Annotated in this window: 25 protein-coding genes; 10 read left to right on the top strand and 15 right to left on the bottom strand. The window is 71.1% G+C overall.

The window, feature by feature from the left end; translation table 11 throughout:
• Positions 1–277: 277 nt before the first annotated feature.
• Positions 278–751 (bottom strand): LysM peptidoglycan-binding domain-containing protein, encoded by a 474-nt coding sequence (locus HUO13_RS37350; protein ID WP_249124667.1) that lies wholly within the window; start codon positions 749–751, stop codon positions 278–280.
• Between the two features lie 206 nt (positions 752–957).
• Here HUO13_RS37350 and lexA point away from each other — a divergent pair, with 206 nt between their 5' ends.
• Positions 958–1,680, top strand: coding sequence for a transcriptional repressor LexA (lexA, locus tag HUO13_RS11145; protein ID WP_249124664.1), 723 nt, complete (start codon positions 958–960; stop codon positions 1,678–1,680).
• 1,004 nt (positions 1,681–2,684) lie between these two features.
• On the opposite strand, the gene HUO13_RS11140 is transcribed toward lexA, so the two are convergent.
• The 5 genes from HUO13_RS11140 to HUO13_RS11120 all read right to left on the bottom strand — a co-directional run bounded on the left by HUO13_RS11140 (position 2,685) and on the right by HUO13_RS11120 (position 7,724).
• On the bottom strand, positions 2,685–3,755 hold the full coding sequence (locus HUO13_RS11140; RefSeq protein ID WP_249124663.1) for a hypothetical protein: 1,071 nt from the start codon (positions 3,753–3,755) through the stop codon (positions 2,685–2,687).
• On the bottom strand, positions 3,752–5,122 hold the full coding sequence (gene hflX, locus HUO13_RS11135) for a GTPase HflX (RefSeq protein ID WP_249125086.1): 1,371 nt from the start codon (positions 5,120–5,122) through the stop codon (positions 3,752–3,754). Before hflX ends, HUO13_RS11140 begins: the two co-directional genes overlap by 4 nt.
• A gap of 200 nt (positions 5,123–5,322) precedes the next feature.
• A complete protein-coding gene (dapF, locus tag HUO13_RS11130) occupies positions 5,323–6,183 on the bottom strand; it encodes a diaminopimelate epimerase (RefSeq protein WP_211901316.1) in 861 nt (286 codons plus the stop codon).
• Between the two features lie 9 nt (positions 6,184–6,192).
• Complete coding sequence (gene miaA, locus HUO13_RS11125) at positions 6,193–7,125, bottom strand: tRNA (adenosine(37)-N6)-dimethylallyltransferase MiaA (RefSeq protein ID WP_211901315.1); 933 nt, start codon at positions 7,123–7,125, stop codon at positions 6,193–6,195.
• Positions 7,126–7,184: 59 nt separating this feature from the next.
• A complete protein-coding gene (locus HUO13_RS11120) occupies positions 7,185–7,724 on the bottom strand; it encodes a hypothetical protein (protein ID WP_249124661.1) in 540 nt (179 codons plus the stop codon).
• A gap of 512 nt (positions 7,725–8,236) precedes the next feature.
• Between HUO13_RS11120 and HUO13_RS11115 the strand changes: the two genes are divergently transcribed.
• Complete coding sequence (locus HUO13_RS11115) at positions 8,237–9,559, top strand: DUF349 domain-containing protein (RefSeq protein WP_211901313.1); 1,323 nt, start codon at positions 8,237–8,239, stop codon at positions 9,557–9,559.
• A gap of 160 nt (positions 9,560–9,719) precedes the next feature.
• Here the strand turns inward: HUO13_RS11115 and HUO13_RS11110 are convergent, their stop codons facing one another.
• Both HUO13_RS11110 and miaB read right to left on the bottom strand, forming a co-directional pair.
• Entirely contained in the window at positions 9,720–10,229 is a 510-nt protein-coding gene (locus HUO13_RS11110) for an Rv2732c family membrane protein (RefSeq protein WP_249124659.1), read from the bottom strand.
• Positions 10,217–11,692, bottom strand: a complete 1,476-nt coding sequence (miaB, locus tag HUO13_RS11105; protein WP_211901312.1) for a tRNA (N6-isopentenyl adenosine(37)-C2)-methylthiotransferase MiaB — start codon at positions 11,690–11,692, stop codon at positions 10,217–10,219. The genes HUO13_RS11110 and miaB overlap by 13 nt, the downstream gene beginning before the upstream one ends.
• A 326-nt stretch (positions 11,693–12,018) precedes the next feature.
• On the opposite strand from miaB, the gene HUO13_RS11100 reads away from it, so the two are divergent.
• From HUO13_RS11100 to HUO13_RS11085, 4 genes are all read left to right on the top strand, one after another.
• Positions 12,019–12,747: an amino acid ABC transporter ATP-binding protein gene (locus HUO13_RS11100; protein ID WP_211902820.1), complete on the top strand. Its 729-nt coding sequence runs from the start codon at positions 12,019–12,021 to the stop codon at positions 12,745–12,747.
• Between the two features lie 31 nt (positions 12,748–12,778).
• On the top strand, positions 12,779–13,678 hold the full coding sequence (locus HUO13_RS11095; RefSeq protein WP_211901311.1) for a glutamate ABC transporter substrate-binding protein: 900 nt from the start codon (positions 12,779–12,781) through the stop codon (positions 13,676–13,678).
• A 67-nt stretch (positions 13,679–13,745) separates the two neighbouring features.
• Positions 13,746–14,393, top strand: a complete 648-nt coding sequence (locus HUO13_RS11090; protein WP_211902819.1) for an amino acid ABC transporter permease — start codon at positions 13,746–13,748, stop codon at positions 14,391–14,393.
• Positions 14,390–15,265, top strand: coding sequence for an amino acid ABC transporter permease (locus HUO13_RS11085; RefSeq protein ID WP_211901310.1), 876 nt, complete (start codon positions 14,390–14,392; stop codon positions 15,263–15,265). Before HUO13_RS11090 ends, HUO13_RS11085 begins: the two co-directional genes overlap by 4 nt.
• 72 nt (positions 15,266–15,337) lie before the next feature.
• Here HUO13_RS11085 and HUO13_RS11080 read toward each other — a convergent pair whose 3' ends face one another.
• Positions 15,338–16,204: an SAM-dependent methyltransferase gene (locus tag HUO13_RS11080; protein WP_211901309.1), complete on the bottom strand. Its 867-nt coding sequence runs from the start codon at positions 16,202–16,204 to the stop codon at positions 15,338–15,340.
• 258 nt (positions 16,205–16,462) lie between these two features.
• Positions 16,463–17,083 carry a transporter substrate-binding domain-containing protein gene (locus tag HUO13_RS11075; protein ID WP_211901308.1) on the bottom strand — a complete coding sequence of 207 codons (621 nt, stop codon included), beginning with the start codon at positions 17,081–17,083 and terminating at the stop codon, positions 16,463–16,465.
• Between the two features lie 210 nt (positions 17,084–17,293).
• Here HUO13_RS11075 and edd point away from each other — a divergent pair, with 210 nt between their 5' ends.
• Together edd and eda are read left to right on the top strand one after the other, a co-directional pair.
• Positions 17,294–19,153 carry a phosphogluconate dehydratase gene (gene edd, locus HUO13_RS11070; protein WP_211901307.1) on the top strand — a complete coding sequence of 620 codons (1,860 nt, stop codon included), beginning with the start codon at positions 17,294–17,296 and terminating at the stop codon, positions 19,151–19,153.
• A 44-nt stretch (positions 19,154–19,197) separates the two neighbouring features.
• Entirely contained in the window at positions 19,198–19,833 is a 636-nt protein-coding gene (gene eda / locus HUO13_RS11065) for a bifunctional 4-hydroxy-2-oxoglutarate aldolase/2-dehydro-3-deoxy-phosphogluconate aldolase (protein WP_009943794.1), read from the top strand.
• Positions 19,834–20,151: 318 nt separating this feature from the next.
• Here eda and HUO13_RS11060 read toward each other — a convergent pair whose 3' ends face one another.
• The 3 genes from HUO13_RS11060 to recA form a co-directional block, all read right to left on the bottom strand.
• Positions 20,152–20,820 (bottom strand): HAD family hydrolase, encoded by a 669-nt coding sequence (locus HUO13_RS11060; RefSeq protein WP_211901306.1) that lies wholly within the window; start codon positions 20,818–20,820, stop codon positions 20,152–20,154.
• A gap of 135 nt (positions 20,821–20,955) precedes the next feature.
• Positions 20,956–21,966 carry a regulatory protein RecX gene (locus HUO13_RS38255; RefSeq protein WP_349253369.1) on the bottom strand — a complete coding sequence of 337 codons (1,011 nt, stop codon included), beginning with the start codon at positions 21,964–21,966 and terminating at the stop codon, positions 20,956–20,958.
• A gap of 444 nt (positions 21,967–22,410) precedes the next feature.
• Positions 22,411–23,451 carry a recombinase RecA gene (recA, locus tag HUO13_RS11050; protein WP_211901305.1) on the bottom strand — a complete coding sequence of 347 codons (1,041 nt, stop codon included), beginning with the start codon at positions 23,449–23,451 and terminating at the stop codon, positions 22,411–22,413.
• A gap of 271 nt (positions 23,452–23,722) precedes the next feature.
• Between recA and HUO13_RS11045 the strand changes: the two genes are divergently transcribed.
• Positions 23,723–24,580 carry a DUF4383 domain-containing protein gene (locus tag HUO13_RS11045; protein WP_211901304.1) on the top strand — a complete coding sequence of 286 codons (858 nt, stop codon included), beginning with the start codon at positions 23,723–23,725 and terminating at the stop codon, positions 24,578–24,580.
• Positions 24,581–24,618: 38 nt separating this feature from the next.
• On the opposite strand, the gene HUO13_RS11040 is transcribed toward HUO13_RS11045, so the two are convergent.
• Positions 24,619–24,813 (bottom strand): DUF3046 domain-containing protein, encoded by a 195-nt coding sequence (locus tag HUO13_RS11040; protein WP_211901303.1) that lies wholly within the window; start codon positions 24,811–24,813, stop codon positions 24,619–24,621.
• Positions 24,814–24,852: 39 nt separating this feature from the next.
• On the opposite strand from HUO13_RS11040, the gene HUO13_RS11035 reads away from it, so the two are divergent.
• Positions 24,853–24,990, top strand: a complete 138-nt coding sequence (locus HUO13_RS11035; RefSeq protein ID WP_211903425.1) for a hypothetical protein — start codon at positions 24,853–24,855, stop codon at positions 24,988–24,990.
• Positions 24,991–25,027: 37 nt separating this feature from the next.
• Here the strand turns inward: HUO13_RS11035 and HUO13_RS11030 are convergent, their stop codons facing one another.
• Positions 25,028–26,869, bottom strand: a complete 1,842-nt coding sequence (locus HUO13_RS11030) for an Hsp70 family protein (RefSeq protein WP_211902817.1) — start codon at positions 26,867–26,869, stop codon at positions 25,028–25,030.
• Positions 26,870–26,883 lie beyond the last annotated feature (14 nt).

Genomic DNA, 26,883 nt, shown 5'->3' with positions numbered 1-26,883 from the left:
GGAGCGAGACGGCCGACACCCGCGAGGACGGCCCATCGGCGATCGGGCGCCTGCGGACGGCCAGTCCGGACTGAGCGCGGAGTCGGCGCGACTGTGGTCGGCACGGGCAGGGGAACCGCGGAACCCGCACTCGCCGAAGCCCATCCGTGCGGCAAAGCCGGGCGCTATGGCATGACGCCTCTGATCGAACACCGACCAACCGCACAGGCTGATCGGAACTGACGCTCCCCATGTGCGTGACACCCATTCATGTGACACCCGATCGGGCGCAGTGCCCTCACGGCCTTTCCATCGGCACCACCAGGGGCCGACCCACCTCCGCCGTCACGCCGCTCAGCCCGTTCATCTGCGCGATCCGGTCCACGACCAGGCGAGGATCGCTGGCCGGCGCGAACCTCTCCGCCAGCTCCCAGAGGGTGTCGCCCGTCCGAACCTGCACGACGGCGGTGCCGGCCGGTACGGGCTCCGCACCCATCCCGCCAACGGGTCCGACGAGACCGACCAGCAGAACCATGAGGAACGTGAACGCACCGACCGAGGCCAGGCACATCCACTCCCCCGCGATCCGAGACCTGCCCACGGCGCGCGCACGCGGGAGTTGCCCAGCACGCGAAAGCCGGTCGCGGCGCGATGCCGCGCGCCACCGGACGACGGCACGCCCCACTTCCGGCGGCGGCGCACCACCCTCCTGACCAGCAGTTCGACCCTCGGCCGAGCGTGTCCGCGCCGTCGCACCGACCAACACCGCCATGGCGCCTCCCGCACACGTGATCAAGATCGAATAGATGTTCGATCGAACCTGCGTGCGATTGTGTACCAAGAGTGCCGTCGAAAGCGAGCCTTTCGAGCCAAAATTAACTCGAACAGGTGTTTGATCTCTGCCTACCTCCCGTCTACTGTGGAAACTGATACCAGCAAGGCGCAATCGACCCGCGAACACGAAACCTGGAGGCAGTGGTGGCGAGTGATGCGACCGGTTCGATCAAGGGCGCCGTGCGCGACGTCGACAGCGCGGAGGCCGACGTGCACACGCTGCCCGAGCAGCCGAACGGCACGGAGGAGCTCAGCGAGCGGCAGCTGAAGGTGCTCGACGCCATCCGCGACTGGATGCGCGACCACGGCTACCCGCCGAGCGTCCGCGAGATCGGTGACGCCGTGGGGCTCACCTCGACCTCGTCGGTGGCCTACCAGCTCCGGGTGCTGGAGCGGAAGGGCTATCTGCGGCGCGACCCGCACCGTCCGCGCACCGTCGGTGTGCTGGTGGCGGGCGGCGAGCAGAACGGCGGAGACCTGGGCACGCAGACCAAGCCCACCTACGTGCCGGTGGTCGGCCGGATCGCGGCGGGCGGTCCGATCCTCGCCGAGGAGTCGATCGAGGACGTCTTCCCGCTGCCGAAGGAGATCGTCGGCGAGGGCTCGCTGTTCCTGCTGCAGGTCGTCGGCGACTCGATGATCGACCTGGCGATCACCGACGGCGACTGGGTCGCGGTCAGGCAGCAGCCCGACGCCGAGAACGGCGACGTCGTCGCGGCGATGATCGAGGGCGAGGCGACGGTCAAGACGTTCAAGCGGACCGAGGACCACGTCTGGCTCGTCCCGCATAACCAGGCTTACGAGCCCATCCTCGGCGACGACGCGACCATCCTGGGCAAGGTCGTCGCAGTGCTGCGCAGGCTCTGACGATCGCCGCCGCCGGGTCACCGGCGGGTGCCGTGCGGGCGACCGGCGGGCCGGGTCACCGGCGGGCTGACGACCGGCGGGCTGATGGGTAGCGGGCAGCGGGCGGAGGTTGGTGGCAGGGCTCTGCTGGGCTGGCTTCCGGCTGACTTGGCTGAACTTGGCTGGCTGGGGCTTGGCTGAGGCTGGCTGGGGCTTGGCTGAGATGGGCTGGGTTTGGCTGCGGCGGGCTGCGTCGCTTTCGCAGCGGCGACAGGCTGAGCTGGGTTTGCTAGCGGCTCGGCTAAGGGGACGCTGAGCTGGGTTGGCAGCGGCTCGGCTAAGGGGACGCTGGGCCGGGTTGGCAGCGGCTCGGTGAGCGCAGCTGGGGAGTTTGGCGGCGGTTCGGCTGAGCGGGGCTGGGGCTGGTTTGGCCGCGGCTCGCTTGAACGGGGCCGCCAGCGGGTTTGCTGCGGCTCGGTTGAACGGAGCCGGGCGGGTTGGCGGCGGCTCAGCTGAACGGAGCTGGGGCGGGTTTGTTACCTGGGGATGAGTTGGGCTCGGTCGGGTTTGGCTGCGGGTGAGCTGGGCTGACGCTGGACGGAAGCCGGGTTTGCCTGGGCTGGGTTTGCTACGGCTGGGCTTGGCGAGCCGTGCTTGGGGCAGCGGCGGCAGCGGCTTCTCCTCGGGTGGGAATGCCTGGTCAGGGAGTAGCTGGGCTGGCTCGCTGGAGGACTTTGGCTGGGGTTGACCTTTCAGCGGTTGGGATGCCGGTGGCTGGCGGGCAGTGCTTTGCGGCTTGTCAGCGGAGCCTGGAGGACCGCAGCTCAGCGGTACCGGGCGGAGCGCGGCGTGCTCGCTGCGCGGTCCCTGTCGGCTTAACGACGTCCTCGCGGCAACGCCTTACGGACTTGCGGAGCGGGGCAGGCGGTGCCCATGCGGCCCGAGCCAGCGCTTCCGGTGGCGTACGGGGTGTGCCAGGCCAGTAGGCTCGCGCAACTGGCGGCGCGCCACCGCTGACATGGGCTCTACTGCTTGCGGCGGGCTCTGCGGGTGAAGAAGACGAGGACACCTGCCACGCCGAGGCACAGGAGCAACAGCTGGCCGTTCGACAGGCCCTCGTCCCCTGCTGATGGGGCCGGTACGGGCGGGGCGGCGCTGTCGCCGCTACCTTCGCCACCGCCGTCGCGTGCGGGGGTGGGTGGTGCGTCTGGTGGGTGGTTCCGGGCGAGGTCGGCCGCACCCGCGAGTGCGCGCACTGGCTCCCCCGTTCCCTCCGACGCCGTGAGCAGCGTGCCGTCAGGTTCCCAGGCGATCGCCTCGCCCTGGGGTTCGCCCGGCACCGACACGCGCACCGGCGGACGCGCGAACGCCGCCGCCAGGTCGCCGTCCGGGGCGTCGAAGAGGTACAGCTCCGTGTAGGTCCGGATCGCCGCCACGGTGCCGTCGCGGCTGGCAGCGCCGCCGGTGACCAGCACCGACCCGATGCTCCCCGAAAGCGGTCCGCCCGGCGTGTTCGTCGAGCGCAGCGAGATCGTGCCCACCCGTTCCATCGGCACGGTGCCGCCCGGGACCAGGGTTCCGGTCGGCCGGTACACACCCGCCGGGCCGATGGGTTCCTTCGTCACGATGTAGGGCACGCCCGCGCGGTCCAGCAACAGCGCCTCGGCGTCGCGCGGGCCGTTCGGATAGGTCAGCCGGTACAAGGTCGAACCGCCGCGGGGCGACAGGGCGTGCAGCGCGATGGAGTCGCGGTCGCGGTCGTTGTCACCGGTGTCGGCCAGCCAGAGCGTGCCATCGGCACCGAGGGCGAGATCCTCGATGTCGTACGGGTTGGCCGACCCGGTGCGCACGTCGCGCACCGAGCAGTCCGACGGGTCGAGTACGTAGACCTCCAGCGAGCTGCCGCCATCGTTGACGGCGTACCAGGAGCGTCCGTCGGAGGCCAGGCCGGACAGCTCGTCGAGGTCGGAGTCACCGACGCGGCACCGCTCCCGCAGCTCCGGCACCGACGGGGCCTGAGCGGTCGCCACCGCGCCGGACAGCATGGCCAGCAACAGCGCGACCGCGGCCGCACCGCCCCAACGGGCCGACCTCACCCAGCGCCCACGAACGGCTTCAGCGCGCTGGCCAGGTCGGAACGGACCTTCGCCCGCAGCCGGGTGCCTTCGGCGGTGTGCTCCTCGTCGACCAGTTCCCCTTCGGAGTGCACTCGCGCCACCAGCTCACCGCGCGTGTAGGGCACCAGCGCGTCGACGAAGACCTCCGGCCGCGGAAGGCGGTCGGCGATGATCTCCCGCAGCGCCTCGACGCCCTGACCGCTTTGCGCGGAGACGAACACCGCGCCGGGCAGCAGCCTGCGCAGCTCGGCGATCCGGGTCGCGCCCACCGAGTCGATCTTGTTGACGACCAGCAGCTCCGGCGGGACCGGGGCCCCGTGCTCCTCGGCGATCTCGCCGAGCACCTCGCGGACCGCCGCCACCTGCTCGTGCGGCGCCTGCTCCGCACCGTCGACGACGTGGACCAGCAGGTCCGCCCCGGTGACCTCCTCCAGCGTCGAGCGGAACGCCTCGACCAGCTGGTGCGGCAGGTGGCGGACGAAGCCCACCGTGTCGGTGAGCGTGTGCGGCCTGCCGTCGGGGGTGTCCGCGCGGCGGGTGGTCGGGTCCAGGGTGGCGAACAGGGCGTCCTCGACCAGCACGCCCGCACCGGTCAGGGCGTTGAGCAGGCTGGACTTGCCCGCGTTGGTGTAGCCGGCGATGGCCACGCCCGGCACGCCGTTGGCCTCGCGCCGGCCCCGCTTGGTGCCGCGGACCGTGCGCATCGCGGCGATCTCCTTGCGCAGCTTGCTGATGCGCTTGTGGATGCGCCGCCGGTCGGTCTCCAGCTTGGTCTCACCGGGACCACGGGTACCGACGCCGCCGCTCGCGCCGCCCGCACGGCCACCCGCCTGCCGGGACATCGCCTCACCCCAACCTCGCAGCCGTGGCAGCAGGTACTGCAGCTGCGCCAGCTCGACCTGGGCCTTGCCCTCCTTGGAGCTGGCGTGCTGGGCGAAGATGTCCAGGATCAGCGCCGTACGGTCGATGACCTTGACCTTGAGCTTGTCCTCCAGCTGCCGGAGCTGGCCGGGCGAGAGCTCACCGTCGCAGATGACGGTGTCGGCGCCGGTGGCGACCACGACCTCCCGCAGCTCGCGGACCTTGCCCGAGCCGACGTAGGTGGACGGGTCGGGGCGGTCGCGGCGCTGGACCAGCCCCTCCAGCACCTCCGAGCCCGCCGTCTCGGCGAGCCTGCCGAGCTCGGCCAGTGAGTCCTCGGCGTGCTGGGCGTCGCCCTCGGTCCACACACCGACCAGGACGACCCGCTCCAGGCGCAGCCGCCGGTACTCGACCTCGGTGATGTCGGCGAGCTCGGTGGAAAGGCCGGACACCCGCCGCAACGAGTTGCGGTCGGCGAGCTCCATTTCACCCGTGGAAGGTTCCTCGGCGAGGATGGGGTCGTAGACGTCGGCTTCAGCCTGGCCGAACCCGGAGTCGTGGGGCACGGCCCCGTTGCTCTCGGCGGGGTGGAAGTCGGCGGACCTGATTGCGGATTTCTTCATATCAGGTCCATTGTCCCACGCCACGCGACTGGATTTCAGCCTTCGGACGTGGGAACCGCCGGTCACGCCAGTTCCCACCACAGCGCGTCGAGCCTGCCGGCGGCCACGAGCACGGCGGGTCCGGTGAGGGTGGAGGTCTGCTCGGTCACTTCCACCTCGACCGTCCCACCAGGCACGTCGACGATCCGGTGCCCTGTGGTGGCACCGTCGGCGTCCAGCGCGGCGACGGTGGCGGCGACGGTCCCGGTGCCGCAGGAGCGGGTCTCTCCGACGCCCCGCTCGTACACGCGCATCCGCACCCGGCCGGGACCGGTGCGCTGCACGAACTCGATGTTCACCCCGTTGGGGAACACCTGCGGGTCGAACGGCGGCTGCGACGACAGGTCGAGGCCGTCGAGGTCCGCTTCGGTCACGCAGGCCAGGTGCGGGTTGCCGAGGTCGACGGCGACGCCGGGGAAGTTCTCCTTGCCGACCGCGGTGCGCGACCGGCCGAACAGGGCGGCGGGCCCCATGTCCACGGTCACCCGGCCGTCGGCTCGCGTCACGACCGGCCGCACGCCTGCCCGGGTGCCGACCTGGATCTCCCCCGGTTCAGCCAGCCCCGCGTGCACCAGGTAGTTCGCGAAGACCCGGACGCCGTTGCCGCACATCTCGGCGACCGACCCGTCGGCGTTGCGGTAGTCCATGAACCACACGTCGCCCGGGACCGAGTCGGGCGCGTCCTCCAGGGCCGCGGCGCGCACGACGCGCAGCACGCCGTCGGCGCCGAGCCCGCGCCTGCGGTCGCACAGGGCCTGCACCCGGGAGTCGGTGAGCTTCAGCTCGCCGTCGGGGTCGGGCAGGATCACGAAGTCGTTCTCGGTTCCGTGGCCCTTGAGGAACAGCGGCCCCTCGCCGAACTGGGACCCGTCGGAGTAACGCACGCCGCCAGTCTACGTATCCAGCAGCGCCCGCACGTCGCCTGCCAGGCCTTGCCGGGCGGCGTCGAACCACCGGATGCGCTTGTCCCGCCGGAACCACGAGCGCTGGCGCCGGACGAACCTGCGGTGCAGCTTCGCGGTCTCGGCCGCGGCGGCGGCCATGTCGCCCGCACCGTCGAGCTCGGCGAGCACCTGCTGGTAGCCCAGGGCCCGGGAGGCGGTCCGGCCGCGCCGCAGGCCCTGCTCCTCCAGCTCGCGGACCTCCTCGACCAGGCCGTTGTCGAACATCCGCGTCACCCGCTGGTCGATGCGGTCGTCCAGCTCCGCGACCTCCCGGTCGAGCCCGACCAGCACCGCGCCGTAGCGGGGCGGGCCGGGCTTGGGCAGGTGCGCGGAGAACGGCTTGCCGGTGATCTCGATGACCTCGAGCGCGCGGACCAGGCGCCTGCCGTTGGTGGGCAGGATCGCGTCGGCGGCCACCGGGTCCAGCTCCCGCAACCGCCGGTGCAGGACGGCCGCGCCGTGCAGGTGCAGCTCGTCCTCCCAGCGCGCCCGGACCTGTTCGTCGGTGCCGGGGAAGGCGAGGTCGTCCAGCACGGCCTGGACGTAGAGGCCGGAGCCGCCGACGAGCAGTGGTGTGCGGCCCGCTTCCAGCAGCTGCTCGACGGCGTGGCGGGCGTGACGCTGGTAGGCGGCGACCGAAGCGGTTTCCGTCACGTCGAGGACGTCGAGCAGGTGGTGCGGGACGCCGCGCCGCTCGGCGGTCGTCAGCTTGGCGGTCCCGATGTCCATGCCCCGGTAGAGCTGCATGGCGTCGGCGTTGACCACCTCGCCGCCGAGCTGCTCGGCGAGGTCGACGGCCAGGTCCGACTTGCCGGTGCCGGTGGGTCCGACGATCGCGAGCAGGCGCGGCGCGGACCCTCGGGATGAGGACACTGTGGACACAGCTCGACCTTAGAACCTGTGGGAACGGAGTACTCGGGGTGGCGTCGCGGGACTTCGTGCTAGAGCCGCGACCAGACGGCCACGTGGTAGGTCACGCCGAACGGCACGTCCGAGTAGAGCAGCTTGCCCCGCCACCGGCCGCCCTCCGCCGCCCCGGCCAGCGCGTGCAGCGCCGCCCGCCCTTCGACACCGACCTGCGCGGCCACGGTGGCGTCCAGCTCCAGCAGGCGGCCTGCGTCGGCCTCGGCGAGGGCGGTGCGCAGCAGTTCGTCGACCGGCTCGGCGCGCTCGTCGGGCGGGTTCGGCGAGCGCTCCGTGCGGCAGTTCGTGCCGTCGGCCAGCACCAGCAGCCCCACCGGTTCCGGACCGGCGGCCAGTTCGCGGCCGTACTCGCGGCACCGCTCCGCCTCGAGGTCCGGCGCGAGCAGGTGGGCCGTCGCCTGCGCCGCACCGGCCTGGGCGCGCAGCCAGCCGGTGACCAGCGCGGGCAGCGGCAGCAGCGGGTCGGCTCCGCAGGCAGCCGGACGCCCGGCGCTCAGCGAGACCGGCACGTCGACTCCGAAGGAGGAGAAGCTGCCGGTAGTCGCCGGTCCGAGCACGGCGGGACCGAAACGATCTACGCCAACCGCCACCCATTCGGCCGCGACTTCCGTCAGACTGGACACGGCGCGCAAGCAGGCGCCCCGCAGTTGCCCTGTTTCCGCTCCCGACCGCACGGTCAGTTCCGGAATCAGCAACGGCGGGTACGGCACCACAGCGACACGGGTGATCACACCTGTCCACGGTAGAGGTCACGGACGAGAGTGAGCGGAGCAGGGACTCGGCGATCGGGCGACGCCGTGGCAGCGGCTTGTCGCCACCACCGTCTGCGACCTCGGACCCGGGCGATCACAATGAACGCCGTGCGGGTCACGAGTCCGGTTCGCCGCTTCGGCGCCCGGGGCGCAGCAAGCGCGCCTCGAGGTACCGGTTCGCGCCGCCACCTGTTTGAATGCGCCAGCGGAGGCCGGACCGGCATCGGGTTCGGGTCGACGCTTGCTGGGCCCCGCCGCGGCGGGGCGCCCGTGCTCGACACGGGCACCGGAGCGGGCACGCAAGGAGGAAGCCGGCCATGACGCACCAGGACACGACCCCGGAGACCGCCGCCAACAAGGCTGCGGACTCGACCACCGGCAAGGCCGGTACAGCCGGCACCGCGCCCGCAGTGCCTGCCGCGTCCGCCGATCCCTCGAAGTGGGGCCGGGTGGACACCGACGGCACGGTGTACGTCAGAACCACCGACGGTGAACGCGCCGTGGGCTCGTGGCAGGCCGGTGACACGGCCGAGGGACTGGCGCACTACGCGCGCAAGTTCGACGACATGCTCACCGAGGTGGAGCTGCTGGAGACCCGCCTGAGCACCCACGCCGGGGAGCCCAAGCACACCCTGACCAGCGCCCGCCACCTGCGCGACGGCCTGGCCGAGGCCGCCGTCGTCGGCGACCTCGAGGCACTGGCCGCGCGGGTCGACCACGTCGTGGCGAGCGCCGAGCAGGCCGTCGAGCACGCCAAGGCGGAGAAGGAGCAGGCCAGGGCCGACGCCGTCGCGCGCAAGGAGGCGCTGGTCGTCGAGGCCGAGCAGATCGGCGCCGAGGCCACCCACTGGAAGAACGCGGGCGACCGGCTGCGCGCCATCCTCGACGAGTGGAAGACCATCCGCGGCGTCGACCGCAAGACCGACGAGCAGCTGTGGCGGCGCTTCTCCAAGGCCCGGGACGCCTTCAACCGCAGGCGCGGTTCGCACTTCGCCGACCTCGACCGCCAGCGGGCCGCGGCCAAGTCCCGCAAGCAGGAGCTGGTCGACGAGGCCGAGTCGCTGACCGAGTCCACCGACTGGGGTCCGACGGCCAGCCGCTACAAGCAGCTCATGGCCGACTGGAAGGCGGCGGGCCGGGCGCCGCGCGACACCGACGAGGCGCTGTGGCAGCGCTTCCGCGCCGCGCAGGACCGGTTCTTCGCCCGCCGCTCCGAGGCGTTCAACGAGCGCGACGCCGAGTTCGCCGAGCACGCCAAGCTCAAGGAGGAGCTGCTGGCCGAGGCCGAGCAGATCGACCCGTCCGCCGACCTCAAGACGGCGCAGAACCAGCTGCACCGCGTCCAGGAGCGGTGGGACGAGATCGGCAAGGTGCCCCGCGAGCGGATGCGCGAGCTGGAGGGCAGGCTGCGGGCGGTGGCCGACAAGGTCCGGTCCGCCTCCGACGCCCAGTGGCGCCGCACCGACCCGGAGGCCCAGGCCAGGGTCGACCAGTTCCGCGACCGGGTCGAGCAGTTCGAGGCGCAGGCCAGCAAGGCCCGTGCGGCCGGTGACGAGCGGCGCGCGAAGAAGGCCGACGAGCAGGCCCAGCAGTGGCGGGAGTGGCTGTCGGCCGCGGAGCAGGCGCTGGCCGACCGCTGATCCGCGCTGAGGCGCTTCCCCAATACGCCCGCCGAATGCTGGGGGGGCTCGCCGAGAAGCACTTCTGAACTGATCAAGAAGTCCGATGTCCCGTCCGGCGGGACAGGGACCGCATGCGAAAGGCCCCGGAGCGATCCGGGGCTTTTTCACAGCTCGGGGGTCAGTCGCGGGACCAGACGATCCGCAGCCACTGGATGGCCAGCACGAACATGCACACCACGGCAAGGACCAGACCGATGCCGGGGCCCGCGTTGGGCACGGTCTGGCGCGACCAGATGGCGATCACGCCCTCGAACGACACCACCACACCGGCCAGCGCGGCGACCCAGGCGATCGCCCAGCGCCGGGTCACCAGCGCCAGCGCCCCGACCGCGATGCCCACGATGGTGGAGTTGATCGAGAACAGCCTGGGCAGCAGGCCGACGTGCAGCGCGGGGTCGGCCTGGCCGACCAGCACCTGCCAGCCCGCCGCGCCGCCGATCCACGGCAGCACCGAGCTGAGCACGAGCACGAGCATCACCCCGGCGATGACCAGGGCGCGCGAGCCGGGGTCGAACCTGCGCAGCAGCTCCCGCTCGGTCCTGGCCAGCTCCGCTCCCCCACCGGCGGTCTCGGACACGTTCTCCTCCTCTTCCGGCTGCCGCGGTTCGCGCTCGCTCAACACGCACATCCCTGCTGTTCGGCAGGCTGCGCGGGCGGGGCGCCGAAGGAGGGCAGGCCGAGGCTGACGCCGGAGGTCTTCGGGCGCACGCCCTCCTCCCAGTGGTCGCCCGCGCGGGTGCGGCGGTGCGCGGTGATCTCGGAGTCGGCGACCAGGTGGTGCGGCGCCGCGCGGGTGATCGTGGTGTGCACGACGTCGCCGGGCCGCACCTGCCCGTCGACGGCTCCGACCGGGGTGAAGTGCACGAGCCTGCCGTCGCGCGCCCGGCCGCTCAGCCGGTGGGTCTCGGTGTCCTTGCGGCCCTCTCCCTCGGCGACCAGCAGCTCCACGGAGCCGCCGACCAGCTCCTTGCCGACGTCCCAGGAGATCTGGTTCTGCAGCTCGATCAGCCGGTCGTAGCGCTGCTGGACGACCTCCTTGGGCAACTGGCCCTCCATCTCGGCCGCCGGAGTGCCCGGCCGCTTGGAGTACTGGAAGGTGAAGGCGCTCGCGAAGCGGGCTTCGCGCACGACCTCCATCGTCGCCTCGAAGTCCTCCTCGGTCTCGCCGGGGAAGCCGACGATGATGTCGGTGGTGATGGCCGCGTCCGGCATGGCCTCGCGCACCTTGCGCAGGATGTCGAGGTAGCGCTGCGAGCGGTAGGAGCGGCGCATCTGCTTGAGCACCTGGTCGGAGCCGGACTGCAGCGGCATGTGCAGCTGGTGGCAGACGTTGGGCGTCTCGGCCATCGCGGCGATGACGTCGTCGGTGAAGTCGCGCGGGTGAGGCGAGGTGAAGCGCACCCGTTCCAGGCCCTCGATCTCGCCGCAGGAGCGCAGCAGCTTGCCGAAGGCGAACCGGTCGCCGAACTCCACGCCGTAGGCGTTGACGTTCTGCCCGAGCAGCGTCACCTCCAGCACGCCCTCGGAGACCAGGGCCTGCACCTCGGCCAGGATCTCGCCGGGCCTGCGGTCCTTCTCCTTGCCGCGCAGCGCGGGGACGATGCAGAAGGTGCAGGTGTTGTTGCAGCCCACCGACACCGAGACCCAGCCGGAGTAAGCCGACTCGCGGCGCGCGGGCAGCGTGGAGGGGAAGACGTCGAGGGACTCCAGGATCTCGACCTCGGCCTCCTCGTTGTGCCGGGCGCGCTCCAGCAGCGTCGGCAGCGAGCCGAGGTTGTGGGTGCCGAACACGACGTCGACCCAGGGCGCGCGCTTGACGATCTCGCCGCGGTCCTTCTGCGCCAGGCAGCCGCCGACGGCGATCTGCATGCCGGGGTTGCGGTCCTTGGCGGGACGCAGGTGACCCAGGTTGCCGTAGAGGCGGTTGTCGGCGTTCTCCCGCACCGCGCACGTGTTGAACACGACCACGTCCGGGTCGGCGTCGGTGCCCGCGCGCACGTATCCGGCGTCCTCGAGCATGCCTGCGAGGCGCTCGGAGTCGTGCACGTTCATCTGGCAGCCGTACGTGCGGATCTGGTAGCTGCGGGTCACACCCAACCTTCTCTCACGCTGTCGGACTCACGATCGAGTTGGCGCCGGTCTCGGCGGGTCCACCACCGCTGGAGCCGCGCCGCGTCACTCCGGTGGCCCACGCCCACCGGGTCCTCCCGGGCCCTGTTACCCAGGGTAGAGGCGTTGCCGGAGACGGGTGAAAGCGGCTCGCCCGGCAGCGCGGACACGGGGTGTAACCGAGTTGCAATCTGCGTTGACCCGTTCCATCTGGACTATCCCCGCCGGGCGGCTTAGGTTTCGGCCATCGTGTCCGAATCCCTCGCCCAGCAGGAGAACGAATGACCGCAGCCGCGACGGATGCGCCGATGATCCGGATGTCCGCGGTCGACAAGCACTTCGGGGCGCTGCACGTGCTGAAGGGGATCACCCTGGACGTGCCGCGGGGGCAGGTCGTGGTCGTGCTTGGTCCCTCCGGTTCCGGCAAGTCGACCCTGTGCCGCACGATCAACCGCCTGGAGCCGATCGACGCGGGCTCCATCGCCGTGGACGGCACGCCGCTGCCGGCCGAGGGCCGCGCGCTGGCGGCCCTGCGCGCCGACGTCGGCATGGTGTTCCAGCAGTTCAACCTCTTCGCCCACAAGACGATCCTGGAAAACGTCACGCTCGGGCCGATCAAGGTCCGCGGCCTGGCGAAGGAGCAGGCCCGCGAGGAGGCGATCGGCCTGCTCGAGCGGGTGGGCATCACCGACCAGGCCGACAAGTACCCCGCGCAGCTGTCCGGCGGCCAGCAGCAGCGGGCGGCCATCGCCCGCGCGCTGGCGATGAAGCCGAAGGTCATGCTGTTCGACGAGCCGACCTCGGCGCTGGACCCGGAGATGGTCAACGAGGTCCTCGACGTCATGACCAGCCTGGCCGCCGAAGGCATGACCATGCTGGTCGTAACGCACGAGATGGGCTTCGCGCGCCGCGCCGCCCACCGGGTGCTCTTCATGTCCGACGGTGAGGTCGTCGAGGACTCCACTCCCGAGAAGTTCTTCAGCGCGCCGAAGAGCGACCGTGCCAAGGACTTCCTCGGCAAGATCCTCACCCACTGAGACGGACGATCTCCAGAGAGGGGAAACCGACATGGGAGCCAAGGGTTTGCGGTTGGGGGCGGTGCTGGCGGCGACGCTGGCGCTGGCTCTGACCGGATGCGGGCGCGAGGGCGCACCGGGCGGCGGTGAGCCGCAGGTGCAGCAGAACGTCGCCCAGAACGTGCAGGTGCCGGGCTCACCGACCTTCGACCGGATCAAGCAGCGCGGCCGGGTGACCATCGGGGTCAAGGAGGACCAGCCGGGCCTGGGCTTCCGCGACCCGGTGACCGGCCAGTACTCCGGTTTCGACATCGAGATCGCCCGCCTGGCGGCCGCGCAGCTCGGACTGGACCCCAACACCCAGATCGACTACAAGCCGATCCCGAGCACCGCGCGGGAGCAGGCGCTGGCCACCGGTGAGGTCGACTACTACGTCGGCACCTACACCATCAACGACAAGCGCAAGGAGCAGGTCGGCTTCGCCGGCCCGTACTTCATGGCCGGTCAGGACGTGCTGGTCCGCAAGGACAACACCGACATCACCGGCCCGGAGACGCTCAAGGGCAAGAAGGTGTGCTCGGCGACCGGGTCGACCCCGATCCAGCGGGTCAAGGAGCAGCAGCTCACCGAGCCGCAGAACATCGTGGAGTTCCAGCGCTACTCCGAGTGCGTGCAGCAGCTCCTCGACGGCCAGATCGACGCCGTCACCACCGACGACGCGATCCTCAAGGGCTACGCCGCGCAGGACCCGGACAAGCTGAAGGTCGTCGGCAAGACCTTCTCGCAGGAGCCCTACGGCATCGGCGTCGCCAAGGACGACATCGCCCTGCGCAACAAGATCAACGACGTCCTGGAGCAGGCCGCGAAGAGCGGCGAGTGGAAGCGCGTCTACGACGCGACCCTCGGCAAGTCCGGCACCGGCGCCGAGCCGCCGCCGGTCGACCGCTACTGACCCGTCAGTCGGGTGCCCGGAGCCGTCGGGTTCCGGGCACCCGATTCCGTCCTGGAGCAACAAGTTGATCGACATCTTGGTGGAGTACGGGGACGTCCTCGCCAGGGGGTTCCTGCATACGATCGAGCTCTTCCTGCTCGCCGGAGTCGGTTCCCTGGTCCTCGGCACGGTCCTCGCCACGCTGCGGGTGAGCCCGGTGCCTGCGCTGCGCGCGGTCGGCACCGGCTACGTGACCCTGCTGCGGAACACCCCGCTGACCCTGGTTTTCTTCTTCTTCGTCTTCGCCTACCCGAAGCTGGAGCTGCTCCAGTTCCCGTTCTTCACCGCCGCGGTCATCGCCCTGACCATCTACACCTCGGCCTTCGTCTGCGAGGTGCTGCGGTCGGGCATCAACACCGTGCCGGTCGGCCAGGCCGAGGCGGCGCGTTCCATCGGCCTGGGCTTCGCCCAGTCACTGACCAACGTGATCCTGCCGCAGGCGTTCCGCGCGGTGGTCCCCCCGATGGTCAGCGTGCTGATCGCGCTGCTGAAGAACACCACCGTGGCCGCCGGGTTCAGCGTCAACGAGGTCGGTTCGGTCATCCCGTTCCTCAACGAGGAGGGCGAGCCGACGACCAACGCCTTCATCTGGATCGCGGTCGGGTTCCTGATCCTGGTGATCCCGCTGACGCTGGTCCAGCGAAGCTTCGAGAAGCGCTGGAGCGTGGCCCGATGAGCAACGTCCTGTTCGACTCCCCCGGGCCGCGCGCGATCTCCCGCAACCGGCTCATCGGCGCGATCAGCATCGTGGTCGTGGTGGGCGCGGTGGGCTACGTGCTGCTGCGCTTCTACCAGACCGGCCAGTTCGACGCGAGCAAGTGGGAATGGCTGCTCTACGAGCAGGTCCAGGTCGAGCTGCTGCGCGCGCTGGGCAACACGGTCGGGGCGTTCGCCACCGGCGCGGTGCTCGCGCTGGCCTTCGGCGCGGTCTTCGCGCTCGGACGGCTCTCCGACCACGCGTGGCTGCGGGTGCCGTGCACCGGGATCGTGGAGTTCTTCCGCGCGATCCCGCTGGTCATCCTGATCTTCTTCCTGTACTACGCGGCGCCGGGGCTGGGCGTGAACTTCGGCCAGTACTGGTCGGTGGTGCTCGGGCTGACCCTCTACAACGGCTCGGTGCTCGCCGAGGTCTTCCGGGCCGGGGTCCACGCCCTGCCGAAGGGCCAGACCGAGGCGGCGTACTCGATCGGCATGCGCAAGAACCAGGTCATGCGGTTCGTGGTGCTGCCGCAGTCGGTGCGCATGATGCTGCCCGCGATCATCAGCCAGCTCGTGGTGCTGCTCAAGGACAGCGCGCTCGGGTTCCTGATCACCTACCAGGAGCTGCTGTACTACGCCCGCTACCTCGGCGGCGTGCCGACGCTGGACCGGCCGATCATCCCGGTCAGCATGGTCGTGGCGGCCCTCTACATCTCGATGTGCCTGCTGCTGACCTGGTTCGCCAACTTCCTCGACCGGCGCAACCGCCGCGGCAAGAAGACGCGGGTCATCGCCGCCCCGGCGGAGGACCGGCTCGCCGCGACCGGCGGGGCGCCGACCGGCGAGTGACGGCCGGCGAGTGACGGCCGGGGCTCGGACCGTTGCGGTCCGAGCCCCGGTTGCGCCGTGGCGTGGCGGTCGTCAGTCGCGCTCGGCGGTGACCATCTCTCCCGCCGCCCCCAACTTCTGCGCGCGGCCGCTCAAGGGTCGCCGGAAGCCGGCGGCGAGGTCGCCGACCGGGTCCCGGTGCACGCTCCAGCCGCGCTGGGCCAGCACGCCGCCGGGGTCAGGGCGGTCCTCCAGGCTGAACAGGCCCTTGAGGTCGATGCCCCACTCCCGCGTGGTGTCGTCGAGGTCGGCGCCCAGCAGCGCCGACCTGGCCAGCGCGATGCTCTCGATCGCGATGCGGCTGCCCCGGGCGGACAGGTCGTGCACGGTGGCCAGCAGGTTCGCCTCGGCCTCCGGCGGCAGGTACGGCAGCAGTCCCTCGGCGAGCCATGCCGTGGGCAGAGCGGCGTCGAACCCGGCCTTGACCAGCGCGGACGACCAGTCGTCGCGCAGGTCCACCGCCACCGCGTGGCGTTCGCAGGAGGCCCGCACGCCCTCGGCGGCCAGGGCGCCGTCCTTGAACTCCAGGACCTTGGGCTGGTCGATCTCGAAGACCCGGAAGCCTTCGGGCCACTCCAGCCGGAACGCCCGGGTGTCGAGCCCGGAGGCAAGTACGACCGCCTGGCGGGCACCGGCGGCGCAGGCCCGAGCGAACCAGTCGTCGAAGAAACGGGAACGGATGCTGACGTAGTCGGTCATCTCGTGCCACAGGGCGTCGGCTTCGCCGCCGGCATCGACGGCCATCGGTGTCGGCGGCTGGGCCGCGCGGATCAGCGGTTCCGCGTGCGGGTCGTCGATCAGCCGGTCGTCGCGCTGGCTCTCCCGGGCACGGGCGACGGCGACCGCCACCGCGGTGATGCCGACGCCGGAGACGATGTCCCACTGCTCGTTCGCAGACATTGATCTCCTCACCTCGTTGTGGTTCCCCAGGCTAACTAAATGGTTGCTCTACACAACTAGATGTGACGAGGCCGATCGTCGTGCAATTCCGTCAAGTCGGTCGATTTCCGACGTGGCGCACCTGCCCCAATGAAAAACGCCTGCTCAGAGCGTTATACATGAGGGAAAATCACAGGAGTGAACAGCAATTGATAATTACCGGAGGTACTGCGGCAGCTATTCCGGGCGTTGAACCGCGGAACCCATACCCCGGGCGCATTACGGCGCCGGCCTGGCCCGGACGCCGCTCGGCGCGAGCGCGGTGTCGTAGGCCCGCTGCCAACGACCGTCGGCGACCGCGGCGTCCAGGATGCGGTCCAGCTCCTCACCCATCGCGTCGTCACCCGGACTGAAACCGACGTAGTGCTCGACCTCCGCACCCGGGCCGCCGACGACCGCGTACGGGCCCGCGCCGGCGAACTGCGGCGCACCACGATCGAACCCGCCGAGCAGGACGTCGACGCTGCCCGCGCTCATCGCGTTGGCCCGCAGGTCCGACGGCAGCCAGCGGTAGGAGACCTGGGTGCGCGGGTCCAGGCCCATGCCCGCGGCGAGGATGCCCGCGACCTCCACGTCGAAGCCCTGGTACTCCCCCGGGCTGACGCGGCGCACCATCTCGGGCGCGTCCGAGCGCAGCCCGACCAGCAGCTTGCCGCGCTGCTTGATCTTCTCGACCGTCGGCGAACCGTCCAGGTCCACCGAGCCGTCCGGCGGAGCCGCCGCGCTGGTCGGGGCGGGCGGCAGCGGCTGCGGAACCACGGCGTTCGGTTGCGTCCCGCCGCCACAGGCCGACAGCGTCGCGCAGGCCGCAAGCGCGGCCACAAGCACCCGGATGCGCATTCGCTTCCCCTCGCTCGATCGGTCTCCAGCACATCATGGCCGATCTTGCCGCCGCCGTGCGGGCGAACTCGCGTGACGAAGATCGAGTACTGAATCGGTTTTTGAAATCGGCGTCACACCCGTTAGTGTGGCTGCAGTCACGGCTCGAACTGAGGCGCCAACGTCGTCGCCCTCGATCGTCACCACCACCAGCGCTCCAGGAGGCGACGAATGACGGCGAACGCGCCCATTCATCCTGTCGTTGAACAGGTCACGCAGCGGATCGCAGACCGCAGTGCGGCCAGCCGCAGCCAATACCTCGACCGGATCCGCCAGGCGGCCTCGGACGGCCCGGTGCGCGCCGGGATGCCCTGCAGCAACCTCGCCCACGGCTTCGCCGCCTGCGGCGGCGCCGACCGGATCGCGGTGCGCGGCGAGACCAAGCCCGGCGTGGCGATCGTGTCCGCCTACAACGACATGCTCTCGGCGCACCAGCCGTTCGCCGAGTTCCCCGACTGGATCAAGGACGCGGTGCGGGAGGCCGGCGGCGTCGCGCAGTTCGCCGGCGGGGTGCCCGCGATGTGCGACGGGATCACCCAGGGCCGCACCGGCATGGAGCTCTCGCTGTTCTCGCGCGACGTCATCGCGATGGCCACCGGCGTCGCCCTGTCCCACGAGATGTTCGACGGCGCACTGCTGCTCGGCGTGTGCGACAAGATCGTTCCCGGTCTGCTGATCGGCGGGCTGGCGTTCGGGCACCTGCCGACGCTGCTGGTGCCGGCGGGCCCGATGCCCTCCGGCCTGCCCAACGGGGAGAAGAGCCGCATCCGGCAGCTGTTCGCCGAGGGCAAGGCCACCCGGGACGAGCTGCTGGAGGCCGAGTCCGCCTCCTACCACTCCCCCGGCACCTGCACCTTCTACGGCACCGCCAACTCCAACCAGCTGGTCGTCGAGGTCATGGGCCTGCACCTGCCCGGGTCGAGCTTCGTCGCGCCCGGCACGCCGTTGCGCAAGGCGCTCACCGAGGAAGCCTCGCGGCGCGTTGTGCAGATCTCGCGCGGTGAGGACTACACCCCGATCGGCGAGATCATCAGCGTGAAGACGATCGTCAACGGCGTGGTCGGCCTGCTGGCCACCGGCGGCTCGACGAACCACACGCTGCACCTGCCCGCGATCGCCGCCGCCGCGGGCATCGAGCTGACCTGGGACGACTTCTCCGACCTGTCGGCCGTTGTGCCGTCGCTGGCCCGCGTCTACCCCAACGGCTCGGCCGACATCAACCACTTCGCCGCCGCGGGCGGGGTGCAGACCCTGGTCGGCGAGCTGCTCGACGCCGGGCTGCTGCACCCCGACGTCCGGACGGTGGCCGGTCCCGGTCTCGACCGCTACCGGCAGCAGCCGTTCCTGGAGGACGGCGAGCTGGTCTGGCGCGACGCCCCGAAGCGCAGCCTCGACCCCGACGTGCTGCGCGGCGTCGACGAGCCGTTCGCGCCCGAGGGCGGGATGCGCGTGCTCGACGGCAACCTGGGCCGCTCGGTGATCAAGGTGTCGGCGGTCAAGCGCGAGCACCGCGTGGTCAACGCCCCCGCGCGGATCTTCGACGACCAGCACGACTTCACCACGGCGTTCAAGGCGGGCGAGCTCGACCAGGACGTCGTGGTCGTCATCCGCAACCAGGGGCCGCAGGCCAACGGCATGCCGGAGCTGCACGGGCTCACGCCCGCGCTGGGTGTGCTGATGGACCGCGGCCACCAGGTCGCGCTGGTCACCGACGGCCGCATGTCGGGCGCCTCGGGCAAGATCCCGGCGGCGATCCAGCTCACCCCGGAGGCCACCGCGGGCGGGCCGCTGGCCAAGCTGCGCGACGGCGACATGGTCCGCCTCGACGCCGAGCGCGGGACCCTCGACGCACTGATCCCCGACGACGAGCTGCACGCCAGGACCCCCGCCGAAGGTGCGGCCGCCACCCAGTTCGGCACCGGCCGGGAGCTGTTCACCGCGTTCCGGACCGCCGTGGGCCGCGCCGACCAGGGCGCCAGCGTGTTCGCCGGCGCGCAGGCGGCCCGGACACCAAGCGACCTGCCGGCATGACGACCGAACCCGGGACGAAGACGGAGCACCGAGGACTCTTCACGATGAACAAGGCGATCAACACCGCAGCCGACGTACTGACCCTCAGCCCGGTGGTACCGGTGGTGGCGCTCGACGACCCCGAGCACGCCGTGCCGCTGGCGGAGGCGCTGCTGCGCGGCGGCATCAGCACCATCGAGGTCACGCTGCGCACCCCGGCCGGCCTGCCCGCGATCGAGCGGATCGCGGCCGAGGTGCCGGACGTGGTCGTCGGCGCGGGCACCGTCACCGAGCCCGGGCAGGCCGAGCTGGTGGCCAAGGCGGGCGCGCGCTACGTCGTCACGCCCGGCAGCACGCCGAAGCTGCTCGACGACGTCGAGAGCGCCGGCATCCCCTACCTGGCGGGGGTGAGCACCGTGTCGGAGGCGATGGCGCTGGCCGAGCGGGGCGTCACGGCGATGAAGTTCTTCCCGGCCGAGCCCAGCGGGGGCGTGCCGTACCTGAAGGCGATCGCGGGGCCCCTGCCCGGCCTGCGGTTCTGCCCGACAGGCGGGATCAGCGTGGAGACCGCGCCGAAGTACCTCGCGCTGGCCAACGTCGGTTGCGTCGGCGGCTCGTGGCTGACGCCGAAGAAGCTGCTCGACACCGGCTCGTGGGGCCAGGTCGAGGCCCTGGCCCGCCAGGCTTCCGCTCTCGGCTGAGGTTCGGGGCCGCCAGGGCTCGCTTCTGTACAGGGCCGGTCACGGCTCGCTTCTGAGCTGGGGCCGGGTGAGCGCATCACCCGGCCCCAGTGCTCAAGCTGCCGCGTCTGTCCAGAACGCAGGGCTTCTGGCCCGGTAGCCGGAGGCTTCCCCAGCCCGCGAGGTTTCCGCCCGCTCGGTTTCCGCACACCCGCTCGGCCTCCGCCGACTCGGCTTCCGCCCGCCCGCTCGGTTTCCGCCCACGCGGCTGGCCCTCTCTCGCCGACCTTGTTCGGCCGCCCGCGTCGTCCGCTCGGTCAGTTCAGGAGGGTCGCTCGGTCAGTTCAGGAGGGCCAGCGCCTCCGGGATCGAGTCGGCGACCGGGAAGTCGGTGGCTTCCAGCTTCGAACGGCTCATGACGCCGGTCGTCACCAGCACGCATGAGGTACCGGCGTGCCGGGCCGCTTCGGCGTCGTCGACGACATCGCCGATCAGGACGACGTCGGCCGGGTCCAGCCTGAGTTCGGACAGGTGCTGTTCGAGGTGGGCCGCCTTCGAACCGCCGCCGACCTCCGCGCGCAGTCCGTCCATCCGCGCGAACAGGCCGTGCAGGCCGAGGTGCGTCACCAGCGCCACCAGCTCCTCGTGGAACCACATCGACAGCAGCGACTGCGTGCGCCCGGTCTCCCGCCAGTCCTCGAGTGCGTGCGGGACACCCTTCGCCAGTCCGCACGTGTGGAGCAGCTCCCGGTAAGCGTCGTGGTACAGCACGTCGATGCGTGCCCAGTCCTCGTCGCTGAGGGAACGCCGGAGCAGGCGTTCGTAGCACTGGAGCAGCGGACGGCTGAAAACGGCGCGCCACTCGTCGATGTCGATGTGGTCGCGCTCGAACGCCGAGCACACCTCGTTCACGGCCGACACCACGGCGTGGTTGTCGTCGAGGAGAGTTCCGTTCCAGTCCCAGACGATGTGTCGCGGGCTCCCCGGCGTATCGGCAAGACTCGTCATGGTCGGTGACTCTACGATGCCACCACGACAATCCGGTACCGGCGTCCCAATACTGGGAACTCGATCAACCTGGACGATCTGGATGACTCGCGGTCAGCGCATTGCGTCGGCCTGAGGGGCCGATGCCCGACCAGGTCAGAGGTCGTCGGAAGGTGGGCCGTCTGCGGCGTCGTCTTTCGCACTCGAACCCGAGCGTTCCAGTTCTTCCTTGGCCACGCGGTACGCGAGACCTTCGGAATAGCCCTTGCGCGCAAGCATTCCGACCAGCCTGCGCATCTTCGCCGTGTAGTCGGCAGAACCCAGCGAGCGGAGCTTGCGCCGCACCAATTCGCGGGCGCGCTCCACCTCGACGTCCTCATCCACAGTGGACAACGCGGCTTCGACCAGGTTCTCGTCAACACCCTTGCGGCGCAGCTCGAAACCGAGCGCCCTGCGCCCGAGTCCCTTGTTGCGCTGCCTTGCGTGCACCCACGTCTCGGCGAACGCGGCATCGTCGATCAGGCCCGCGTCGGCGAACTTCTGGAGCACCTCGTCGGCGACGTCTTCCTCGATCTCCTTGCGCAGCAACGCCTGCCGCAGCTCGGAACGACTTCGCGCCCGCGCGGCCAGCAACCGGTACACGGTGTCGCGGGCGAGTTGCTCCGGCGACTCGGACCGGCCCGGCGACTCGGACCGCTTTGGGCCGGTGGACTGCGCGGGTGAGTCGGTGTGTCCGGGCGAGTCGGCCTGCTCGGACGCGGCGGGCACCTCGACCGAGTCGGACTCGCCGTAGGCAGCCGACTGCTCGGAGGCACGGGACCGCCGGGACGGGCCAGACCGCCTGGACGCACTGGAACGCTGAGCCGAACCGGAGCGCTGGGACAAACCGGAGCGTTGGGAGCCCGGAGCGTGCTTGGGCGTGTCCGGACCTGCCGAGGAGACCGGCTCCTCCTCGGCGGCCTCAGCCGAGATCGCCGACCGCCGACGCTTGCGCCCACCGGGGGCCACCCCACCGCCCGCGCCCGACAACGCCGAGGCGGTGAACACCCCGGGCACCTGCCCAGCCGCCGGGCCACTGGCAGCCGCCACCTCGTCGGCAGCCGCGCCTTCGGCGACGGCGTCGCCGCCGGTGTCATCGCCCGCGAGCCCGCCGGTCGCGGGACTCACGCCCGCAGCACCCGCTTCGGCGCCATCGGCAGTGTCTCCACCCACTGTGCCCTCACCCAGAACCCCGCATGCCCAGCCATCGACCGGCACTCTCAGCGCATCGACAGCCCGGCTACCCACCGTTCAGCAGCACACCCGGACCCGATCGTTTCTGTGAGCCCGGCTCACCAACCGGCCCGTTCGACCGTTCCCTGGCCGCCTGTCGCCCGATCGTTCCCAGCCCGACCGGTACCCCCGCCGCTCGGGCACCCCGGCATACCAACCGACCTACTTCCCCAGCCGCCCGGCACCCCGATCGCTCCAGACCGTTTCCCGGCCGCCGGTACGCCAGCCGCTCCAGACCCGCCCGGTACCCCGGTACCCATCGCCCCGTCCGCTCCCCACCCCGCCCCGCCCCCGGCGGGCCCGGCGGGGGCCCGGCGGGGAGCCGGGGAGCGGAAAGGCTCAGAAGTCGACCGGTGCCGGGTCGGCGCTCTCGGAGTCGACCTGCGCCCCGATGCCGAGCTTCTCCTTGATCCGCTTCTCGATCTCGTTGGCGACGTCGGGGTTCTCGCGCATGAACTTCCGGGCGTTCTCCTTGCCCTGGCCGAGCTGGTCGCCCTCGTAGGTGTACCAGGCACCGGACTTGCGGATGATGCCCTGCTCGACGCCCATGTCGATCAGCGAGCCCTCGCGGCTGATGCCGACGCCGTAGATGATGTCGAACTCGGCCTGCTTGAACGGCGGCGCGACCTTGTTCTTGACGACCTTGACGCGGGTGCGGTTGCCGACCGCGTCCGAGCCGTCCTTCAGCGTCTCGATCCGGCGGACGTCCAGGCGCACCGACGAGTAGAACTTCAGCGCCTTGCCACCGGTGGTGGTCTCCGGGGAGCCGAACATCACGCCGACCTTCTCCCGGAGCTGGTTGATGAAGATCGCCGTGGTCTTGGCGTTGTAGAGCGCGGAGGTCAGCTTCCGCAGCGCCTGGCTCATCAGCCGGGCCTGCAGGCCGACGTGGCTGTCGCCCATCTCGCCCTCGATCTCGGCGCGCGGCACCAGCGCGGCCACCGAGTCGATGACGATGATGTCCAGCGCGCCGGAGCGGATCAGCATGTCGGCGATCTCCAGCGCCTGCTCACCGGTGTCGGGCTGGGACACCAGCAGCGCGTCGGTGTCGACCCCGATCGACTTGGCGTACTCCGGGTCCAGCGCGTGCTCGGCGTCGATGAACGCCGCGGTGCCGCCGAGCTTCTGGGCGTTGGCCACCGCGTGCAGCGCCACCGACGTCTTACCGCTGCTCTCCGGGCCGTAGACCTCGACGATCCGGCCCCGCGGCAGGCCACCGATCCCCAGCGCCACGTCCAGCGAGATGGAGCCGGTCGGGATGACCTCGATCGGCGCGCGCGTCTCGTCGCCGAGCCGCATAACCGATCCCTTGCCGTACTGCTTGTCGATCTGTGCGAGGGCGAGCTCTAGCGCCTTGCCCTTGTCGGGTGTCGCTGCCATCGGGGGTCCACCTCGGTCGAAGTCGAACGTCGTCTCTGCGTCAGCACCGACGCTACGGGTCGGGACCGACAATTCACCCGCGGGGCCGCCGCCTGCGATCGCCCGATCCCGCTGCCGCCATACTAGACGAACGGGTGTTCGATCTAGATGCCGACACGCCAGTCTCGCTACTCGTTCGTGTGAACGTGTAAGGAGTGCGGCGAATGGGGACTCTGTTGTCGACAGATCAACGTGGTCGACAGATCAACGCAGCACCCGGGGAGGCGCCGCGATGAGAATGGATCGTTATCTGCCGCCGGACCACCCGCTGAGCAAGATCTACCGCATCGGCGCCGCCATCTTCGGCGCGGGGCTGCTGGCCTTCGGCGTGCTGGGGCTGGCCAACCAGCTCCCCTTCCTGAGCACCGAGGGCGCCGTGCTGCTCGGGTTGTCCTCCAACGGGCTGCTGTCGGTGATCTCGATCCTCGTCGGCGCGATCCTGATCGGCGCGGCGGTGTGGGGCGGCGCGATCGCCTCCACCACGACCACCGTGATCGGCGTGCTGTTCTTCGTGTCCGGCCTGGCCAACCTGGCGGTCATGGAGACGCCGTTCAACCTGCTGGCGTTCCGCTGGCCCAACGTCATCTTCAGCCTGGTCGCGGGCATGCTGCTGACGTTCTTGGGCACCTACGGCCGGATCGCGGGCCGGCTGCCGGAGGACAACCCGTACTACCGCTACCGCCACCACGAGCCGCCGCCGGACGAGGAGCCCGTGGAGGAGGTCACCAACGAGGTCCCCTCCGCCTCCGACGACGAGCTGACCGAGGCCGAGATGGCCTTCGCCGAGGGGCACCCGACGCCGAAGCAGGAGCGGATGGTGCGCGCCGACGCCTGGCGGCACCAGCAGGAGGAGCGCCGCCGCGCCTACCAGCACTACGCGGAGAGCGGCCGCACCCCGGACCAGGAGATCAGCGCCCAGAACCTGTGGGCGGACTTCCCGTCCGAGGGCAAACCCACCGCACCCGGTGAGGGCGAGAGCGCGCCCGACGTGGGCGCCCCGGGCGAAGGCGCACCCGCTGACAGCACACCCCCGAGGACCAGGCCAGGCGTGGGCACTCACCGCCGGACCGGAATAGCGCGGGAACCCTAGGCAGCGACACGCACGCACACGAGGTGCCGGCCTGCGGCTCAGCGCCGTTCAGCTGGCACCTCGAACGCGTCGCAGACCGCCGTCCAGACCTCCTTGGGCGGCATGCCTGCCTCCAGGGCCTCGTCCACGGTTCGCCCGCCCAGCGACGAGAACACGTGGTCCTGGGCGAGCATCTCGGCCCGGGTCTGTCCGAACTCGGCCGCCATCCAACGGCGGAAAACTGTGTGGCGCATCGTCGCCCAGCCTACGACCGGCCGTGGCATGGTGGAGTCGTGTTCATCGCACTGCTCGCGCAGGCAGATCCGACGGGGATGTCCAGCCCGCTTGGCAGGCTGGTCGTCGCCGCGGGGCTGCTGGTCGTGATCGTGCTGGCGGTCCGCTTCCTGTGGGAGCGCCGCAACAAGCGCTGACGGCGGCGCACCTGCGGTCCCGGCAACGCGGCGCCGGTCAGTCGGTGCCCGGCTGGATCCTGCGCTCGAACTCGTCGGCCACCTGCCCGGGCGCGAGCCGCTGATCCTTGTTGGGCATCAGCACCATCCCCACCAGCGGCCTGTCGTCCACGGTGAAGACGAGCGTGCCGAAGGTGTCGCTGGTGACGGCGCGGTACTCGCCGGACAGCCCGTTCCCGCTCCAGTCGGCCCGCACCTGGTCGCCGGTGACGCCGTTGAACTCCAGCAGCAGATCGGCCCGCTGCTCCGCCTTCTGCATCGAGTCGAGGTGGGTGTAGACGATCGTGGTGCCCTCGTTGGGGTTGCCGATCGAGCAGGACGCGACGGCGCCGCCCAGCTCGCGCAGGCCGGGCATGATCCGCTGCCACCCCGGCGCGCAGTTGGTCGTCTCGGGCACGTCACCGGCCAGTTGCAGCATGCACTTGTCGAAGCCCTTGGTGTCGCGGGTCTCCGAGGGAGCCCGGCACTCCGAGGCGCTGGCGGCCTGGGCGCCTCCGCCCGAGGTCAGCACGATCGACACGACCGCGACGATCACCGCGACCAGGGCCACCGCGCCGAGGCCGACCAGCATGTTGCGCGAGACGGTGCGCGGCTGCTCGGCGCTCTGCCGCCGCACCTGCTGCGGGTAGGGCTGCTGCTGCGGGACGACGGGCGCGAACGCCGTCCGGACGGTCTCGGGCTCCTGGTAGACCGGCCGCGGCCCCTGGTTGCCGACGCCCTGCTGGGCGGCGGTGAACGTCGAGCCCAGGTCCTGGGTGTTGAGGGCGGTGCCGTCCCGCGAGACGTGGTGGGCGCCGAGCGCCACCGCGGTCTCCGGCTGGTCGAGGCTGGTGGCCACGATCCGCAGCTGCTCGCCGATCAGGGTGGCCACCAGCGGCAACCGGCTGGACCCGCCGACCAGGTACAGCCCGGCGAGGTTCTCCGGCGCCATCCCGTTGGACCGGACAACCGAGGCCACCATCTCGACGCTGCGCAGCATGCTCGGCCGCACCAGCGCCTCCAGCTCACCGCGGGTGACCAGCACGTCCTCGAACGGCTCCGGCATCGGGACCTCGGTCTGGACGTGCCGGGAGAGCGCCTCCTTGGCGGCCTTGACGTCCTCGCGCAGCGCCCGCTGGGCGCGGCGGTCCGCGGTGGACTCCGGCCGCAGCAGGCGCTGCCACCGCTGCGGGTCCTTGTTGGAGACCTGGCGTCCGACGTGCTCCAGCAGCGCCTGGTCGACGTCGAGACCGCCGAGGTCGGGCAGGCCGTCCTCGGCCAGCACGGCGAAGCCGCCCTGGGTGGCGCCGACCACGGCGCAGTCGAAGGTGCCCGCGCCGAGGTCGTAGACGGCCAGCGCCTGGCCGGGCGCCAGCGAGCGGTCGGGGAACGAGGCGAAGTGCGCCGCAGCGGCCACCGGCTCCGGCACCAGCACCAGGTTGCTGCCGAAACCGGCCAACCGGGCCGCCGACAGCAGCACGTTGCGGCGCGTCGGACCCCACTGCGCGGGGTGGGTGAGCCGCACCTCGTCGGGCTGCGCGCCGCCGAGCTGGCGGGTCGTCTCCTCGGCAACCCGGTGCAGCACCGCGGCCATCGCGTCGGTGACGGTGATGATCGACTCGCCGAGCAGCAGCGTGCCCTCGTCGACGCGGCGCTTCGGGTTCGGTTCGAACCGCGACGGGTCGAGGCGGGCGCGCCGTTCGGCCTCGCGTCCGACGATGATCGCGCCGTCCTCGGCGGCGAACACCGCGGAGGGCATGGTCGCCGACCCGTCCACCTCGACCACCCTGGGTGGCCTGCCGTGCGCCGAGAGCACCGCGACGGTGTTGGAGGTGCCGAGATCCACCGACAGGACGCGCACCGGATGCCTCCTAC

Origin of the sequence: Saccharopolyspora erythraea (genome assembly GCF_018141105.1) — a bacterium.
GTDB classification, from domain to species: domain Bacteria; phylum Actinomycetota; class Actinomycetes; order Mycobacteriales; family Pseudonocardiaceae; genus Saccharopolyspora_D; species Saccharopolyspora_D erythraea_A.
The sequence above is the reverse complement of the archived record's forward strand: the minus strand, read 5'-3'. Positions and strand labels throughout refer to the sequence as shown.